17 protein-coding genes are annotated in these 16,961 nt (G+C 46.4%); 10 read left to right on the top strand and 7 right to left on the bottom strand.

All coding sequences use genetic code 11. The features are described 5' to 3' along the window. From MSA64_RS02755 to MSA64_RS02775, 5 genes are all read left to right on the top strand, one after another. Positions 1 to 463: DUF4860 domain-containing protein (locus MSA64_RS02755; RefSeq protein ID WP_287890433.1), on the top strand; the 463-nt coding region annotated here is incomplete at its 5' end. 85 nt (positions 464 to 548) lie between these two features. Then, positions 549 to 1,007 carry a hypothetical protein gene (locus MSA64_RS02760; protein ID WP_277663301.1) on the top strand — a complete coding sequence of 153 codons (459 nt, stop codon included), beginning with the start codon at positions 549 to 551 and terminating at the stop codon, positions 1,005 to 1,007. A 2-nt stretch (positions 1,008 to 1,009) separates the two neighbouring features. Then, positions 1,010 to 1,543: a hypothetical protein gene (locus tag MSA64_RS02765; RefSeq protein ID WP_287890436.1), complete on the top strand. Its 534-nt coding sequence runs from the start codon at positions 1,010 to 1,012 to the stop codon at positions 1,541 to 1,543. 61 nt (positions 1,544 to 1,604) lie between these two features. After that, entirely contained in the window at positions 1,605 to 2,660 is a 1,056-nt protein-coding gene (locus MSA64_RS02770) for a type IV pilus twitching motility protein PilT (RefSeq protein ID WP_106491221.1), read from the top strand. A gap of 62 nt (positions 2,661 to 2,722) precedes the next feature. After that, on the top strand, positions 2,723 to 2,950 hold the full coding sequence (locus MSA64_RS02775) for a hypothetical protein (protein WP_106491222.1): 228 nt from the start codon (positions 2,723 to 2,725) through the stop codon (positions 2,948 to 2,950). Positions 2,951 to 3,195: 245 nt separating this feature from the next. Here the strand turns inward: MSA64_RS02775 and MSA64_RS02780 are convergent, their stop codons facing one another. Continuing rightward, positions 3,196 to 3,636 carry a MarR family winged helix-turn-helix transcriptional regulator gene (locus tag MSA64_RS02780; RefSeq protein WP_022171528.1) on the bottom strand — a complete coding sequence of 147 codons (441 nt, stop codon included), beginning with the start codon at positions 3,634 to 3,636 and terminating at the stop codon, positions 3,196 to 3,198. Positions 3,637 to 3,909: 273 nt separating this feature from the next. On the opposite strand from MSA64_RS02780, the gene MSA64_RS02785 reads away from it, so the two are divergent. Next, positions 3,910 to 5,832, top strand: coding sequence for a BMP family ABC transporter substrate-binding protein (locus MSA64_RS02785; RefSeq protein WP_287890437.1), 1,923 nt, complete (start codon positions 3,910 to 3,912; stop codon positions 5,830 to 5,832). 39 nt (positions 5,833 to 5,871) lie between these two features. Then, the gene (locus tag MSA64_RS02790; protein ID WP_287890439.1) at positions 5,872 to 6,495 is read left to right on the top strand and encodes a metallophosphoesterase family protein; all 624 of its coding nucleotides are present in this window, start codon (positions 5,872 to 5,874) and stop codon (positions 6,493 to 6,495) included. Positions 6,496 to 6,649: 154 nt separating this feature from the next. On the opposite strand, the gene nagA is transcribed toward MSA64_RS02790, so the two are convergent. Both nagA and MSA64_RS02800 read right to left on the bottom strand, forming a co-directional pair. Continuing rightward, positions 6,650 to 7,768: an N-acetylglucosamine-6-phosphate deacetylase gene (gene nagA / locus MSA64_RS02795; RefSeq protein ID WP_287890441.1), complete on the bottom strand. Its 1,119-nt coding sequence runs from the start codon at positions 7,766 to 7,768 to the stop codon at positions 6,650 to 6,652. After that, complete coding sequence (locus tag MSA64_RS02800) at positions 7,765 to 8,619, bottom strand: MurR/RpiR family transcriptional regulator (protein ID WP_022171532.1); 855 nt, start codon at positions 8,617 to 8,619, stop codon at positions 7,765 to 7,767. The genes nagA and MSA64_RS02800 overlap by 4 nt, the downstream gene beginning before the upstream one ends. A gap of 268 nt (positions 8,620 to 8,887) precedes the next feature. On the opposite strand from MSA64_RS02800, the gene MSA64_RS02805 reads away from it, so the two are divergent. After that, positions 8,888 to 10,258: an MATE family efflux transporter gene (locus tag MSA64_RS02805; protein ID WP_287890444.1), complete on the top strand. Its 1,371-nt coding sequence runs from the start codon at positions 8,888 to 8,890 to the stop codon at positions 10,256 to 10,258. A 254-nt stretch (positions 10,259 to 10,512) separates the two neighbouring features. On the opposite strand, the gene MSA64_RS02810 is transcribed toward MSA64_RS02805, so the two are convergent. Next, positions 10,513 to 10,926 (bottom strand): hypothetical protein, encoded by a 414-nt coding sequence (locus MSA64_RS02810; RefSeq protein WP_287890446.1) that lies wholly within the window; start codon positions 10,924 to 10,926, stop codon positions 10,513 to 10,515. A 60-nt stretch (positions 10,927 to 10,986) separates the two neighbouring features. Between MSA64_RS02810 and MSA64_RS02815 the strand changes: the two genes are divergently transcribed. Continuing rightward, positions 10,987 to 11,511 (top strand): spore maturation protein, encoded by a 525-nt coding sequence (locus tag MSA64_RS02815; protein ID WP_287890447.1) that lies wholly within the window; start codon positions 10,987 to 10,989, stop codon positions 11,509 to 11,511. 416 nt (positions 11,512 to 11,927) lie between these two features. Here MSA64_RS02815 and MSA64_RS02820 read toward each other — a convergent pair whose 3' ends face one another. The 3 genes from MSA64_RS02820 to MSA64_RS02830 form a co-directional block, all read right to left on the bottom strand. Further along, positions 11,928 to 13,274, bottom strand: coding sequence for an MATE family efflux transporter (locus MSA64_RS02820; RefSeq protein ID WP_154431481.1), 1,347 nt, complete (start codon positions 13,272 to 13,274; stop codon positions 11,928 to 11,930). Between the two features lie 154 nt (positions 13,275 to 13,428). Further along, positions 13,429 to 14,052, bottom strand: a complete 624-nt coding sequence (locus MSA64_RS02825) for a GGDEF domain-containing protein (protein WP_154431482.1) — start codon at positions 14,050 to 14,052, stop codon at positions 13,429 to 13,431. Positions 14,053 to 14,196: 144 nt separating this feature from the next. Continuing rightward, entirely contained in the window at positions 14,197 to 14,817 is a 621-nt protein-coding gene (locus MSA64_RS02830; protein ID WP_277663307.1) for a nucleoside recognition protein, read from the bottom strand. 228 nt (positions 14,818 to 15,045) lie between these two features. On the opposite strand from MSA64_RS02830, the gene MSA64_RS02835 reads away from it, so the two are divergent. Next, entirely contained in the window at positions 15,046 to 16,929 is a 1,884-nt protein-coding gene (locus MSA64_RS02835) for a beta-N-acetylhexosaminidase (protein ID WP_287890451.1), read from the top strand. Positions 16,930 to 16,961 lie beyond the last annotated feature (32 nt).

Consider the following 16,961-nt stretch of genomic DNA (forward strand, 5'->3'; position numbering starts at 1 on the left):
TGCCATTGATTTTCTGTTTCCGGTCACAGTATTTTTTGTTTTTACAATCTCGGCTCTTACTGTGATCCTGCTGGCAGCGCGGATCTACCAGTCCACAGCAGATGACTCTCAGAGAAATTATACCTCCGGCACTGCCCTTTCCTATCTGACAGAAAAGCTGCGACAAAACGACCGGGAAGACGGAATTTTTCTGGACGAGCTTGACGGCACGCAGGCAGTAGTCCTGCGGCAGGAGACGGCTGACGCTTCCTACCTTACTTATCTGTACGCCTGGGACGGACAGCTTCGAGAGCTGTATGTAAAAGAGGGGACAACACTCTCTCCTTCTGCCGGAAAGAGTATCCTTCCTGTAAAAGAATTTTCTGTGGAAGAGACAGAGAATCAGGTGATCACCTTCCGCTGTACCGATACTTCCGGGGAAACTGCAACCGCAGTCTGTACCATCCGTTCTGTTTCCCGGTAAATATACTGCATGGCTATTTCATTACCCTCTGTACCATCATCCATCTGTTGATGTCTGATGGTTACGGAATCACAAAGGAGCATCTATGAAACGAAAACCAACTGCCAACCCATCCGGTCTTTTTCTTCTGGAACTGATCTTTGCCATTCTGTTTTTTTCTGTGGCAAGTGCTGTCTGCGTACAGGTTTTTGTAAAATCTCATACCCTCAGCACCGAAGCTCACGATCTGATGCAGGCTTCCCGGAAAACGGAAGATGCAGCGGAGCTGATCACCGCTTCCACTTCACTGGATGATATGAAAAACATTCTGGAAGATACCTACAGCAACTCGCTGGAGATCTCATCAAAGGATTTCACCATCTTCTATGATTCCGATTTTATTCTCTGTTCTCAGGATACAGCTGCCTGGCAGTTATGTGGAACCTGGAATCTGAACGGACAGCTTCTGGATGTGCAGCTGGATGTCACAAAGCTGACATCCGGAGCCAACGCAGATTCTCTCTATCAGCTTCGTATACAGCATCATCTGCAAAGGAGGACATGACCATGAAGCAGAAGAAAAAAACATCTTTTTCTTTTATCCATATGGGCGCACCATCCCTGCTGATGATCTTTCTGGTGTTATGTCTGTTTACCTTTGCACTGCTTTCGTTATCCGGTGCCAAAAACGACCGGACGCTCAGCCAACAGTCTGCTGACCGGATTCAGGCATATTATCAGGCATCTTCTCTGGCAGAACAGGCACTCGACCAGATCGATACGATTCTTTCTGATGCTTACAAAAGCTGTGGCGCAGACTCCGCAGATACCGCGGTTTATCAGAGAGAAATAAGGAAACAACTGAAGAACTGCTCCGTGGACGGAGTTTCTGATCTCACCATCGATTTTGCAAAAAAAGAAGGGACTCTGAGCTTTCAGGTTCCTGTCAATAAGAGCCAGCAGCTTTCGGTGATTCTGACACTCCCGGCACCCTCCGACTGTCAGAATGGGTATTACCATATCACACAGTGGACAACCGAAGCTACGGAGAGCTGGGATGGAGACGATAGCTATCAGCTGTTTTCTCCTGTAGATTCCTGATTTTAAACTATATTTAGTATTAACCTTTTGACCCCGACATCCTATCAAAGGAGTAATATATATGAATGCACGAGCTATGTTAGAGCAGGCGGTTGCAGAGAATGCGTCCGATATTTTCCTGGTTGCCGGACGTCCGCTTTCGCTTCGGAAAAACGGTGTCCTTTCCATGGAGAATGAGGAACGTCTTTTACCGGATGATACCGCTGCTTTCCTAAAAGAAATTTATGAACTTGCTGACAACAGAGATATGAGATCTCTGCTTTCTCACGGGGATGATGACTTTTCTTTTGCCATCCCGGGCGTATCCCGTTTTCGTGTCAGTGCTTATAAGCAAAGAGGTACACTCTCTGCTGTGATCCGTGTGATCACTTTCCGACTTCCGGATTATCATATGCTGGGAATACCGGATGCGATCATCAATCTCGGTCTGGGCGGAAAAGGAATGACACTGATCACCGGTCCTGCAGGAAGCGGAAAATCAACAACCCTTGCCTGTATCATTGACCAGATCAACCAGAATCAGGAAAAACATATTATCACTCTGGAAGACCCTCTGGAATTTCTCCACCGGCACAACAAGAGTATCGTCAGTCAGCGGGAGATTCATGTGGATACTGACAGTTATGTAGCTGCCCTGCGCGCAGCTCTGCGTCAGAGTCCGGATGTGATTCTTCTGGGAGAAATGCGTGATTACGAGACGATCAATGTGGCAATGACTGCCGCAGAAACCGGCCATCTGCTTTTCTCAACGCTTCATACCATCGGCGCAGCCAATACCATCGACCGTATCATCGATGTATTTCCGCCTAACCAGCAACACCAGATTGCAGTACAGCTTTCCATGGTGCTAAATGCAGTTGTATCCCAACAGCTGATTCCTACTGTTGACGGTGGTGTTGCTCCGGCATTTGAAATTATGACCGTAACTCCGGCAATCCGTAATATGATCCGGGACAATAAGATTCCGCAGATCGACGGAATCCTCTATTCTTCTGCAAAGCCGGACATGATCTCCATGGACAACAGTCTGCTCGCCCTGTACAAGTCCGGAAAGATTTCAAAAGAAATCGCCTTGACTTATGCAACCAATCCGGATATGCTTATGAGAAAACTGTAATATTTTGCCACAACACAAAAAACGGAACGTTATAACACTTTATATAAGGAGGAACCACTGGGATGAACCCATTAGATATGATGAAATTCTCCAGTCTCTGGAGTACATTTACCGCAAACCATCCAAAATTCCCAAAATTTATTGCCGCCGCTTCCCGAAAAGGCGTACTGGCAGAAGGTTCTGTGATCGCAATGCAGATTACTACCCCGAACGGTGAAACACTGGAAACCAACCTGAAAATAACCGCTTCCGATCTGGAACTAGTTCAGCAGCTCAAAAAAATGCGCTAGAGAGTGTCTGAAAAATCATCGTTTTATACGCAAAAAGAGAGATTCCGCCGTTTCTTACAAAACTATAGATGGCAGAATCTCTCTTTTTCTTGTATCTATGTAACTATTCAGTAGCCACTGTACCGCGAGGTGTTTTGGCATGAGTATGCCAAAATCCTGAGACATACAAGCCAAAATGCCATCACCGAAGGTGATTTTAAATGCATTTTGGCACGTAACTGTGAAGGTACTGAACAGTTACGTATCTATTTGTAATCCTGAAAAAAATCCCGCAGGTTCGTAAGTGCCGATACCAATGTCTTCGTCTCTTCTTCCGACAGGTCTTTAAGCAGTGACTGGATCATATCTTCATGGAACTTCTCATGGTGATGATATGCTTTCTCCCCTTTTTCTGTCAGCGACACCAGTACTACCCTCCGGTCAGCATCACTTCGCACCCGATGCACATAACCTTTTTTTACCAGACCGTTGATGGATATCGTCAGGGTTCCTACCGTAATCCCCAGTGTTTTCGCTACCGAAGACATATTCCTCGGCTCCCGGATCCCCACCGCCTCGATCACATGCATATCATTATTGGTGATATCTCTAAATTCCGGCGTTATAATTGCTTTTGCTTCGATATTCATAATATCATTGAACAGTTTTACCAACACCTCATGAAACATTTCATACGCCTGATCCATAAATCTCACCTCTCACATCCGGATTTTCTGTTGTATCTTAAAATATGTCAGTCGATGGACATCCATTTCTGTAATTATACCACACTCCCGTTGGATTCCTCAACAAAAACCGCTTGATTTCTCTTTATCACGATGATACGATATTTTTATAAAACATCGTAACTGTTTGACACTCTTACAGTTACGAGTCGCAATGTATTCCGACTATCTGATCATTACAAGAGTGCAATTTACAGATAACAGCTTCACTTTATTTTTACAGGAGGTAAAACTATGGCAATAACAGCAACCATGGCCGAAGCACAAAACGACTATTATAAAGCGATGCGCGCCGGCAAAAGAGAAGGCGAGATTCTTCCCAATCTTGATGATATATTAAAAGAAAAAAACATTGTCGCTGTCCGGGAGGTTCCTCTTGGACTGGTTCAGATCCCTTCTGAACTGATCGTAGGAACCAAAACTGCAGGCAGAAGTTCCGCATTCAGCAAAGGTTTCAAACCTCTGCTGAAAGAAAACACAGAATTTGCATACAAATGGATGGCCCTGTACAAGGCGCATCTGAATGAAGGGATCCGTGAACCCATCAAAGCATATGAATTCATGAACAAATTCTATGTGGAAGAAGGGAACAAACGGGTCAGCGTATTAAAGTTCTTCGATGCAGTATCTATTCCGGGCAATGTTACCCGTATCGTTCCCCCGAGAACGGAAGAAAAAGGAAATAAAATTTATTATGAGTTCATGGACTTTTACGCCCTGTCTCGTATCAACTATATCTGGTTCACCCAACTGGGAAGCTTTGCCAAACTGCAGCGTCTCGTTGGCAAACGCCCGGATGAAGCATGGAGCGATGACGACAGACTGGATTTTGCATCTGCTTACAACCGTTTCCGTGCCGAATACAAGGCAAATGGCGGTGATAAAATCCCGATTACTACCGGTGATGCGTTCCTTTATTTTATCGGTCTGTATGACTACCGTTCGCTTGACGATATGACTGCCGTGGAACTGAAAGAACAGCTGGCAAAATCCTGGGACGAATTCAAGCTTCTGACTACCGACGAATCTGTGGAACTGCAGATGGATCCTACCGCCGAAAGCGAAGTAAAGAAAAACTTCTTTGCCCGTCTGATCCCTACCAGCACCCCAAAACTTCTTGTGGCTTTCATCCACGAGAAAAACGCTGAAATATCCGGCTGGACTTATGCACATGAACTTGGCCGTATGCATCTGCAGCAGACCTTTGAGGATCAGATATCCACAACCTGCTACGATAACGCCACCGAAGAAAATGCTGACGATCTGATTGCAAAAGCCATCGCCGACGGCAACAACCTGATCTTTACCACTTCCCCGCCGCTTCTGAAAGCCAGCCTGAAGGCAGCCATCGAGCACCCGGAAGTGAAGATCCTGAACTGTTCTCTGAACACCTCCCATCGCTATATCCGTACCTACTATGCACGTATGTATGAAGCAAAATTTCTGATGGGAGCTATCGCAGGTGCAATGTCCAAAAACGGTAAGATCGGTTATATTGCCGACTATCCGATTTTCGGTATGACTGCCAACATCAATGCCTTCGCTCTTGGTGCAAAAATGGTTAATCCACGTGCGAAAGTATACCTGGAATGGTCCACCCTGAAAGATCACGATATGGCAAAAAGTTTCGCCGAAAACGAAGTCCACTATATTTCCGGTCAGGATATGACGATTCCCGGAGAACCGTCCAGACATTTCGGTCTGTACCGTGATTCCGAAGATATGCCTCTGAACCTTGCGATGCCTATCTGGCACTGGGGTAAATTCTATGAACAGATGATTCGCAACATCATGAACGGGGCATGGAAAATCGACGACACCAACGATTCCACCAAAGGTCTGAACTACTGGTGGGGTATGTCCGCAGGCATCATCGATGTGATCTGCTCCCAGCACCTGCCGATCGGTACCGCCCGTCTGGTCGATCTGTTAAAAAAGAGCATCTGCGAAATGAATTATAATCCGTTCTCCGGTGTACTGTATTCTCAGTCCGGTATTGTTCAGAAGAATGCAGACGCCGTTATGGATCCGGAAGAGATCATCACCATGGACTGGCTGGCTGAGAATGTCATCGGTTATATTCCAAAGATGGAAGATCTGATTGAAAAAGCAAAACCTGTAGTGATGCTGCAGGGTATCGACAACCCGGAGATTTAGACAACAAAGCGCGGCTTACAACAAAAAGGAACTTTAATTATGAGGATATTAGCAATTGCAGACGAAGAATCCAAGTATCTCTGGGACTATTTCCGGAAAGAAAAGCTTGAGGGAATCGATCTGATTCTCTCAAGCGGAGATCTGAACCCCAACTATCTGTCTTTTCTCGCCACCTTTACCACAGCACCGGTTTTATATGTAAGGGGAAATCACGATGACAAGTACGAAAAGACACCGCCGGATGGATGTATCTGTATCGAAGATCAGATCTATGTCCATGAAGGGGTTCGTATTCTGGGACTGGGCGGTTCCATGCGCTACCGCCCCGGGATTAATCAGTATACTGAAAAAGAAATGAAAAAACGGGTCAAAAAACTATGGTTTCCATTACTGTACCGCGGTGGATTTGATATTCTTCTGACCCATTCTCCCGCCTACCAGTTAAACGATGGTCTGGATCTCCCACACCAGGGATTTCAGGTCTTCAACACTCTGATGGACAAGTACCACCCGAGATTTTTTATCCACGGGCATGTACATATGTCTTACGGACGGAATCAAAAACGCTACGATCAGTATAATCAGACTCATGTGATCAATGCTTACGATCGCTGTGTATTTGATTATGAAGATGATAATCTGAGGGAACATTTGAAACGGTGATTTTTATCATGCCAGACAAAAAACAGGAGCAAAACGGTATCGCATCCGTCTCTGCTCCTGTTTTTTATCTTCCTGTATCTCTGTTTTCTCACCGTTGCGTACTCTCTGCCGGTCAGATCTGTATACTCCGTCCTTATAGGTTTCTTCTCATGATTTACAGCATCTGTCCTTTCAGGATAACCCCTTTAATTTCCAGAGTTTCCTGGTCAAGGAGTACTGCATTTGCTACTTTTCCCGGTGTGATGCTGCCGTATTGGTCGTAGATACCGATGCTTTTTGCCGGATTGACTGCTGCACATTTTACCGCTTTTTCCAGAGGAATTCCCATCTGCTTCACAGCGGTACGCATACATTTCATCAGGTTGGTATTGGAACCTGCAATAGTTCCGTCTTCCAGGGTCGCACGGTTTCCTTTTACGATCACCGGCTGTCCGCCCAGCTCATACATGCCATCTTTCAGACCGGCTGCTTCCATGGTGTCACTGATGAAGATCACACGATCCTCTCCGAACATCTTGAATGTATTTCTCACGATTGCCGGGTGGATATGTACGTTATCGCAGATCAGTTCGGCCTCACAGTATTCGTCATCTGCTGCCGCGATGATCGGTCCCGGTGCGCGGTGGTTGATCGGGTTCATCGCATTGTACAGATGGGTCATATGAGTGACACCTGCTTCGATCGCTGCTTTTGCTGTCTCATAATCCGCTGTTGTGTGCGCGATCGACAGCACGACTTTTCCTTTTTCCGCCCGGATAAATTCCATCGCACCTTCCTCTTCCGGTGCCAGATCTACCAGTTTGAACAGACCTCCTGCGGCTTCCTGCAGCCGTTCAAACATTGCCACATCCGGTTTGTGGATGTATTTTCCGTTCTGTGCCCCTTTTTTTGCCATGGAGATAAACGGGCCTTCCATATTGATTCCGCAAAGGATCGCACCTTTTTCATTTTTATGGGCTTTCGCCGCTTTCGCGATCCGTGTCAGCCGCTCCTCATCAAACGTCATGGTTGCCGGTGCGATCGTTGTCACGCCCTGGCTGGCCTCATAATCTGCCATTACCTGAATGGACTCTTCCGTTCCGTCACAGAAATCCTTTCCCATGCAGCCATGAAAATGAATATCTGTCAGTCCCGGAATCAGATAACAGCCGTTGCCGTCAACCACTTTTTCTCCGTCCCCACCGGTTTCTGTAAAAACTTCCCCTGTTATGCAGACCTCTTTATCCGCAAATGTTCCTTCTTCTGTATAGACTTTTGCTCCCTTGATGATCATTGTTTTCCTTCTCCTCCTTCGTCCTTATCCTGAATCTGTCTTGACTTTAAGAGCATGACAGAATTATCATGCCGTGCCTGTTTGACAGATGAATCGATCTCCAGATAATATCCGTATAAAATATCCGTCATCACAAGAATCGGATACTGCGGAGAGATGATATTGCCAAAGTCCAGGTTTTTCTTTGCCGCCAGACATACCACTTCTTCACAGAATTCACTGTATTCCGGGCGGTCGTTGGCTGTCAGCAGTACCGTATAGGCTCCCTGCCGATGTGCCTGTTTCAGACATTCCATCACTTCTTCCGTCCTGCCACTGATACTGATGCCGATCGCCATACAGTCTTCCTGTACGATCGTCGAATGAAACCGCATCATATGGGTCTCATCTACCGCATCCATATCCAGTCCCAGCCGCATGAAACGAAACTGCATCTCTCTGGCTGCCAGGCTGGAACTTCCTTTCCCGTAAACAAACACCCGCCGGCACTCTGACATCTTCCCGGCAATCCGGCGAAGCTGCGCCTCATCTGCCAGATTATAACTTTTGTTCAGTAACTCCTGATAAGAGTCAAATACTTCTCTCATCTGTCCTGTGATCTGGTGATCTTTTTCTCCGAACGATTCTTTGTATTTGAACACAAATTCCCGATAGCCCTTATAACCACATTTTTTCGCGAATCGGGACAGAGATGCCTCTGACACATACAGCATCGAAGAAATATGTCTGGATGAAAAATCCATATCTTCCTCATTGGAAATAAAAAAATCAGCGATATTTTTTTCCACTGCAGACAGATTTTCATAATGGGCTTCTATGTTGGGTACTATTGTTTTTCTGTAATAACTCATCTTCCAATCCTTTCCGGCATCTGCTTGCAGCTGTTCCGGTCCTTCACAGCTACCTTTTCCTGTTATAAAATAATTACTATATTTCTACATCCAGTATAACATGTTTTCTTCCACTTTCAAGTACTTTCATCTTCCTTGAAAATTCATAATTCCGTCCTTTCACCCATTGACTTTCCGGATGGTTTCGCTTATGCTGAACATAAGAGCGCTGCATGTTTCATGGGGGAAAATGCAGGGCGTTTTTTTACACAGGAGGGTTTTTACACAAATGAAAAAAGAAACTGTTACAACCAATCAGATCACCGAGGGCGTGATCTGGAAACAACTTTTATTGTTCTTTTTCCCCATTGTTCTGGGAACATTTTTTCAGCAGCTGTACAACACGGCAGATACGATCGTTGTCGGGCGTTTTGTCAGCAAAGAAGCTCTTGCCGCCGTCGGTGGTTCCGCCGCACAGATTGTGGGTCTGATCGTGGGCTTCTTCGTCGGACTGGCTTCCGGTGCTTCGGTTATCATTTCCCAGTTTTACGGTGCGAAGGACAGAGCGCAGCTGAACCGTGCCCTGCATACTGCCTATGCATTCTCTATCATTGGAAGTATTTTCATCACCGTTCTGGGAATTCTGATTGCTCCCTGGATGCTTGAACTGATGCACACACCACAGGAAACCATGGCAGATGCACTGCTCTATCTGCGGATCTACTTCGCCGGTATTATCTTTGTCTTTATCTATAATGTGGGTTCCAGTATCCTTCGTGCAATGGGAGACTCCCGCAGACCGTTATATTATCTGATCGTCTGTTGTATCCTGAATATTGTGCTGGATATCGTGCTGGTGATCGTTTTTCACATGGGAGTTGCCGGTGTGTCAATCGCCACGATTTTTTCTCAGGGAGTCAGTGCCGTTTTGATCACCCGCGCCCTGATGCATTCCGACGATCTGTATCATCTGGAGTTCCGAAAGATCCGATTCCACAAATCTGCTCTGATCAGTCTGATCTGGGTGGGCTGTCCTACCGGCATCCAGTCAGTTTTATACAGTGTCACCAACATGCTGATCCAGACGTTCTTAAATAATCTGGGAACCGATACAGTGGCCGCCTGGAGTGCTTTCGGAAAGATCGATTCTTTATACTGGATGGTCAATAATGCGTTCGGTATCGCCGTTACGACTTTCGTAGGACAGAATTTTGGTGCCGGAAAATACGACCGCATGAAAAAGAGTGTCCGCATCGGGCTTTGTATGGGGCTTTGTACAGCTCTGACATTGACTCTCATATTCTATAACTTCGGCACTCCGCTGTTTCGTCTGTTTACCTCCGATGAAAATGTAGTCTCTATCGGTATGCAGATGTTGCACCACGTTGCTCCGGCATACTGCCTGTTCGTCTTCATCGAACTGCTCTCCGGTGCACTCCGCGGAACCGGAGATGTTGTGATCCCAATGCTTATCACCTGTTTCGGTGTCTGCCTGCTGCGTATCGCCTGGCTCTTCTTCATCGTACCACTCGCTCCGGGCCTCAACACCATCGTCCTCAGCTACCCGGTCACCTGGGCGATCACGGCGGTGATGTTTATCGTTTACTACTGTTACCGGGCAAAGAAATGGCCGAAATCTTATGCGAAAAAAACGGCTTAATCTTATGCCGATAACATTCTTTAACTGTTTGTCCGTATAACGTAAGGAAAGGGACTGTCTGGAATGACAGTCCCTCTTTGTATACTCTTGTAAGCCGATATTTTCGTAACTATTCAGCAGGTAATATTTCGCGAGGTGTTTTGATGAATATGCCAAAATCCCGAGACATACAAGCAAACTGCCCTTGCCGAAGGTAATTTCAAATACATTTTTGCTCGTACCTGTGAAAGTACTGAACAGTTACAAATTTTCATTTATCGTGTACATGTATAAACATATAGCATATCTTGTGAACTACTCATAAGCATGATTAGCTCAGCGTCTCCATTTTTTCTTCTTATGCAATAATCAATTTCAGAAAAAGAAGGATACATTATAGGATCAACATTCAAATTTTTTAAATATTTTATAATTTCTTCCTCCCAATACTTTGTTGGTATCTGCTTGTACAATGATGTTTTTAGAACCTTTTTGTCATTTTCTGAGCACAAATAAATATTATATGATTCCCACATGCCGTCAACCGTATAATAAGATTCAACAAATGGAAAGTTAATATCCCATTGAGTTTTAAACCATATACTATTCACAATTTTTTTACCCATCAGTATGAAAACGAACATTATCAATGCAACCAGAACCCCAGTGATTAGAATTCTTTTCTTCATGTACTTTCCCGTCCTCTTTCCGCATATATTTACAAAGAACAATCCTTCCCGGAGCTTTGTATGCGTATCCTGCTTTTTCTTTCTGATCTGATGATCCCACTCCTCTTTTTCTACATCATCGGCTTCGGTCTTCTGATGAAAAAGGACATCTACAACGACTTCGTCACCGGTGCTTTCGACGGTTTGAAAATAGTGGTAAAAATCATGCCCACGTTAATCGGTCTGATGACCGGTGTGGGGATCCTGCGTGCCTCCGGCTTCCTGGATGCCCTCGCATCCCTCCTCGAAAACCTCCTGAAACCCACCGGCTTCCCCTCCGCCCTGGTTCCCCTCTCCATCGTAAAAATGTTCTCCTCCGGCGCCGCCACCAGTCTCCTCCTCGACCTCTACAAACAACACGGCCCCGACTCCACCATCGGCCTGACCGCCTCCCTCATCCTCAGCAGCACCGAAACCATCTTCTATACCCTAAGCGTCTACTACATAGCCGCCAAAGTCCAAAACCCCCGCTACACCCTCCCCGGCGCCCTCCTCGCCACCCTGTCCGGAATCATCGCCAGCACCGTCATAGCAAACCTTATGTAAATCTCTATTCGTTTACTTTCTCACCTGGTTTACATAAAAACAACCATATGCCTATAATCTCTTACTTATACCACCAATTATCCCAAAAACCACTTCCGATACAACGTATAACGCACACATTTTCTCCTGTACTACCCCTATAGCATTCATTTTCCCATACCAACCAACCCCCTCCGCTCTCAACCACTATCTCCCCCACGCAAAAAACAGCGGCAGACTCCTGGCTTCCTGGTCTGGCAACACTTTGTGGGCGCTTAGGGCAAGCTTTGAGATCCGACGCCTACGCAGACTTTCGCGCGGGTCAGCCGACCCGCGTGAATATAGTCGTAGTTGGCGGCTAGCTCAAAGTTGCCCTGCCCACGTTGCCAGACCAGGAAGCCAGGAGTCTGCCGCGTCCCTTTTTACGACACTAACCTCTACTCCCGGAAATTCCCAGCCTTCTTATACTTATTCATAATCCCAAAATACATCACCAACAGCAGTGCAGACGCAAAAATCCACGCCACCGGGCTTGCCAGACAAATCCCCAGATAACTCTTATAATGCGAAGCAACTACAGCCGTCAGCCCTCTTCCTGCCAGCTCTGCAATCCCTGCCGTCATGGGAAGGAATCCATATCCCATTCCCTGGATACCGTTTCGGTATACATTTACCACATTAAGCGGAATAAAGAACAGCGCCACGCATTTCATATAAATATCCACCAGACCCACGATCTGATCCAGATTCTCAGACACAAACAGTCCGGTCAGCATATTACCAAAGAAGAACACCAACACTCCGAACACCACCGAATAAATGCTACCCATGATCGTTGTTGCCCGGAATCCTCTGCTGATCCTCTTCACCTTACCCGCACCCATATTCTGTGCACAGTAAGTAGCCATCGTAGTACCCAGTGCCACATAAACCTGCGTTGCCACCTGCTCGATCTTATTTGCCGCAGTAAACGCTGCCACATGCACAGAACCAAGCACATTCAGCGCAGCCTGCACCATCATCGCACCGATCGCAGTGATCGAATACTGCAGTGCCATCGGAAAACCGATGGCCAGCTGCTGCCGTACCAGATGACCATCCAGTTTAAAATCCCAGCGATCCAGCTTCAGAATCGGCACTTTCTTAATAATATAGACCAGACAAAGCAACGCCGAAACTCCCTGCGCAATAACCGTCGCATACGCCGCTCCTGCTGCTCCCAGGTGAAACACAATGATCAGTACCAGATCCAACACAATATTCAGTACTGCGGAAAACAGCAGAAAATACAACGGCGTCTTACTGTTACCCAGCGCACGCAGGATACCCGCTAACAGATTATACATAACCTGTGTAAAAATCCCCGCACAGATGATCATAATATACTTATACGCATCCTGAAAAATATCTTCCGGTGTATTCATAAGAATCAGCAGAGGCTTCATAAACGCCATACTGATCACCGTCATCACCACGCTGACGATCACCGAAAGTACTGCCGCAGATCCGACCGTCTTTCGCATCCCCGGCATATCTCCGGCACCGAATCGCTGACTGGTCAGGACCGTAAAACCTGCCGTAAGTCCCATCAGGAATCCCAGGATCAGAAACCCGATCGTTCCGGTCGATCCGACAGCCGCCAGTGCCTTCGTTCCCACGAACTTACCGACAATGACCGTATCCACCATGCTGTAAAACTGCTGGAAAATATTTCCAATAACAATTGGGAGCGTAAAATTCAGGATAATCTTATACGGTGTTCCCACCGTCATATCTCTCTCCATAAAGTTCCTCCTCTCATAAAAACTCCTCATTTTGCGCGATAAAAATCCGGGGACACAGCCCCGGGATCTTTATCACATTATTTACTTTCACCCATTATATGCGATGCTTTTTCATTTTTCAATACTATTTTTTGTAAAATCATCGGTAACTGTTTCACATATAAGTTCCTTCAAATTCTTCCTGTTCCAGCGCCTCTTCAAACTCACCGATGATCTTTCGCTCAGCAATGGACTGTTCCAGCAGATGCCGGTCATAATAAGCAATGCAGGTCTTGTAATCATTTTTTATCGTTTCACTGGCCAGATTTGCCTTATCACACATCTTACTCACCGGCTCTTCTCTGTTGGTGATTTCATATACTCCGATATACAGGTGAAGATGAAACAGACTGTTGGTAAATTCTTTCTGCATACTGCGGATCTGCTCAACAACCTTATCTTCGTTAAAATATGCTTTGGGAATACAGGTGGCAAAATGATCGTCCTGTATACGGGCACAGACAGTTTTTGCAAAAGATCCATGAATCTGTTTCATCTGTTCTGCCTGTTTACGCAGGATCGCATTTCCTTTTTTCATGCCAAAAAGTTCGTTTACAAATTTAAAGTCTTTCATATTACTGCATAATATGTAGAATTCTGTATCCGGATATTCTTTCAGCAATCTTTCAACCTGACGATAAAATTCCTCTTTGTTATACAGTCCTGTCAGGCTGTCATGAGATGCACGATAACGTTCCCATTCCAGTTTCTTCAGCTGCTCTGTTTTATCATGAAACATAAAGTAATCGCAGACATAATTTCCGCTCCTGCTGCAACGCCATATACCATTCTCATCTCATATTTCCCTGTCAAAAAAATGTGTCTTCCTGACACCTTTTTATTTTCATTTTTTCTTCTATCATAAAAGATAACGTATTCTTATCTATCTGTCAAACAGTTTCCTATATATGTATTTTCTTATTTTAATATAGAATATAGCAATCCCTGTGCTGACCGCCGTTGCGAGAATCGCCGGTCCCACGATCGCTGTGGGTGCCACGCTTCCGTATTCCGTCCGGAAGGCAATAATGCTGACCGGAATCAGTTGTAGGGAGGAAATATTCAGGATCAGGAAATCGCACATCTCGTTGCTGGCTGCACCGATCGGCACTGCCCGTTGCTTTTTCCTTCGCCGCTCTTCCTCCAGATCTGCCAGTTCTTCCATGGCCTTCAGTCCTGCCGGTGTCGCCGCCCAGCCGAGTCCCAGGACGTTCGCCAGCAGATTCGTGGCAATCGATTTCCTCGACGGGTGATTCCCGGGAATCTCCGGAAACAGAAAGTTCAGCACCGGCTGCATTCTCTGCTCCATCGCCTCCAGAAGTCCGGACTTCTCTGCAATCCGCATCATCCCCACCCAGAGTGCCGTAACCCCAGCCATCACCACGCACAGACTTACTGCCTCCTTCGAAGACTGAATCGCCGCCTCTGATACTTCCTCCAGATGCCCGGTCACTGTCCCGTAGATAATCCCGATCAGAATCATACTGCCCCAGAGATAATTCATGAAAAGATACTCCGTTTTTATTGTATTCAGTTATGTATACGCTTTCCATCGTATAAATATGTAACAATCCAGTATCTTCACGCTTCCTCAAATCCCCGGTTCTTCAAGTATTCTTTATTTCTGAAACTTCTTTCTCCCCCATTATCTTTACTTTCCCCCCACCATTCGTTACAATAAATCATAAAGCAAAAGCTTGTCCGAAAACTTTTCGGAAGAAAGGAGAAGGTTATGAAATTTTCATTTTCCCCTTCCTCCACTGACCTGAAAAAAGTGGAAGAAGGAACGCAACTTTTATTGGGGGATATCAAATCAGAAAAGGAACTGGAGATTCAGGTGGAGTTTCAGGAAAATGTTCCGCTTACCATCGCACGAAACGGCGATCACCTGCATATTACCTGTCAGGAACCGGCACATTATTATCGGGGACTGAACTGGGCGGTACATCATCCGGAGGATACCTGGAACACGAAAAGTGAACCTGTATACTTTTCAAAAAACGGAGTGATGCTGGACTGCTCCAGAAATGCAGTATTTACCGTAGAAAAGGTAAAATCTTTTATTCGTATCATGGCGAAACTGGGAATGAACACCCTGATGCTCTACACCGAAGAGACTTACACCGTACCGGATGAACCTTATTTCGGTGCCTACCGTGGCCGCTACAGCCAGGATGAGATCCGCGAGATGGATGCTTATGCAAGAACTTTCGGCATTGAACTTGTTCCGTGTATCCAGACACTGGCCCATCTTCACAATGCTTTGAAATGGCCGCTTGGAGAAACCGTCAAGGACACCGCCGACATCCTTCAGGTAGGAAAAGAGGAAGTCTACACCCTTATTGAAAAAATGCTTTGCTCCGTAAAAGAGTCCTTTTCCACCAACCGGGTACATCTGGGCATGGACGAAGCTGCGCAGCTCGGCCTTGGAAAATACCTCCGGGAAAACGGATATACCAAAAGTTCCGTCCTGATTCGCGAACACAGTGCCCGCGTTTTTGAAATCTGCAAAAAGCTGGGGCTGGAACCGATGATCTGGAGCGATATGTATATCACTGCCAACACCGGTGGCGGTTATTATGATGTTGCCGACGATACAGACTGCAGTGACTGGGAAAAACCGGATCCGGAACTTGGACTGGTTTACTGGGACTACTATAACCCTGATCAGAAAATCTATGAAAAAATGATCCGCGTTCATCAGCAGCTTTCTAACAAAGTCATCTTTGCCGGAGGTTCCTGGATCTGGAACGGAATATCACCAAACTATTCCAAGACCTTTACCTGCACCCGTGCGGGACTTGCCGCATGCAAAAAATATCATCTGCCGGAAGTCTTCTGTACCGCCTGGATGGATAACGGTGCAGAAACTCCTGTAGATGCCGTTCTGCCCGGTCTGGTGCTGTTCGCCCATCTTGGCTTCCATGAAGACTTCGATGAGAAAGCACTGGCAGAAGAATTCCACGATGTGACCGGTGCCAGCCTGAACGACTTCCTGGAACTGGATGCACTGGACTCCCTGTTCCAGAACGGACAGCCGAATCTGGACACCGATAATCCGTCCAAATATCTGCTGTATCAGGATCCTCTTCTCGGCATCTTTGACCGCCATATCGAAGATCTGGATCTGGACACTGAACGTTATTATCAGGATCTGGCAGACCGCCTGGAAATCTGCCGAAAACATACTCCGGCTTATGATACGCTGTTTGCTTTCTATCACAGTCTCGCCAGCACGCTCGCCGGCAAGGCCGACCTTGGCGTCCGCCTGAAAAAAGCATACGATGCCCATGACTTATCCACACTGGAGACCATCTGCGAAGAAGTTATCCCCGGAATCATCAACGATCTGTCCACAACCAGACTTCTGCGCGAACACCTCTGGATGCAGGACGCAAAACCTTTCGGCTATGAACTCGTAGACATCAAACTCTCCGGCGTCATCGCCCGCCTTACCAGCACCCGCTACCGTCTCCGTTACTATATCGACGGCAGAGTAAAGCGCCTGGAAGAACTGGAAGCCGACCGCCTCCCCTACTTCCTCCCGGGAACCCCCAAACGCGAAAACCTCTGGCACCGCATCATCAGCGGCGCAGACCTTATGGATACAATTTAACAACCTACCATTTCCAAAAGCCCCTCGGAACA

Origin of the sequence: Oliverpabstia sp., from assembly GCF_022785585.1 — a bacterium.
GTDB classification, from domain to species: Bacteria; Bacillota; Clostridia; order Lachnospirales; family Lachnospiraceae; genus Oliverpabstia; species Oliverpabstia intestinalis.

Excerpts from the sequence above, each read along its gene's own strand:
- MSA64_RS02760 (WP_277663301.1), top strand. The coding sequence starts at position 549 with ATGAAACGAAAACCAACTGCCAACCCATCCGGTCTTTTTCTTCTGGAA.
- MSA64_RS02765 (WP_287890436.1), top strand. The coding sequence starts at position 1,010 with ATGAAGCAGAAGAAAAAAACATCTTTTTCTTTTATCCATATGGGCGCA.
- MSA64_RS02770 (WP_106491221.1), top strand. The coding sequence starts at position 1,605 with ATGAATGCACGAGCTATGTTAGAGCAGGCGGTTGCAGAGAATGCGTCC.
- MSA64_RS02775 (WP_106491222.1), top strand. The coding sequence starts at position 2,723 with ATGAACCCATTAGATATGATGAAATTCTCCAGTCTCTGGAGTACATTT.
- MSA64_RS02780 (WP_022171528.1), bottom strand. The coding sequence starts at position 3,636 with ATGGATCAGGCGTATGAAATGTTTCATGAGGTGTTGGTAAAACTGTTC.
- MSA64_RS02785 (WP_287890437.1), top strand. The coding sequence starts at position 3,910 with ATGGCAATAACAGCAACCATGGCCGAAGCACAAAACGACTATTATAAA.
- MSA64_RS02790 (WP_287890439.1), top strand. The coding sequence starts at position 5,872 with ATGAGGATATTAGCAATTGCAGACGAAGAATCCAAGTATCTCTGGGAC.
- nagA (WP_287890441.1), bottom strand. The coding sequence starts at position 7,768 with ATGATCATCAAGGGAGCAAAAGTCTATACAGAAGAAGGAACATTTGCG.
- MSA64_RS02800 (WP_022171532.1), bottom strand. The coding sequence starts at position 8,619 with ATGAGTTATTACAGAAAAACAATAGTACCCAACATAGAAGCCCATTAT.
- MSA64_RS02805 (WP_287890444.1), top strand. The coding sequence starts at position 8,888 with ATGAAAAAAGAAACTGTTACAACCAATCAGATCACCGAGGGCGTGATC.
- MSA64_RS02810 (WP_287890446.1), bottom strand. The coding sequence starts at position 10,926 with ATGAAGAAAAGAATTCTAATCACTGGGGTTCTGGTTGCATTGATAATG.
- MSA64_RS02815 (WP_287890447.1), top strand. The coding sequence starts at position 10,987 with ATGCGTATCCTGCTTTTTCTTTCTGATCTGATGATCCCACTCCTCTTT.
- MSA64_RS02820 (WP_154431481.1), bottom strand. The coding sequence starts at position 13,274 with ATGGAGAGAGATATGACGGTGGGAACACCGTATAAGATTATCCTGAAT.
- MSA64_RS02825 (WP_154431482.1), bottom strand. The coding sequence starts at position 14,052 with ATGTTTCATGATAAAACAGAGCAGCTGAAGAAACTGGAATGGGAACGT.
- MSA64_RS02830 (WP_277663307.1), bottom strand. The coding sequence starts at position 14,817 with ATGAATTATCTCTGGGGCAGTATGATTCTGATCGGGATTATCTACGGG.
- MSA64_RS02835 (WP_287890451.1), top strand. The coding sequence starts at position 15,046 with ATGAAATTTTCATTTTCCCCTTCCTCCACTGACCTGAAAAAAGTGGAA.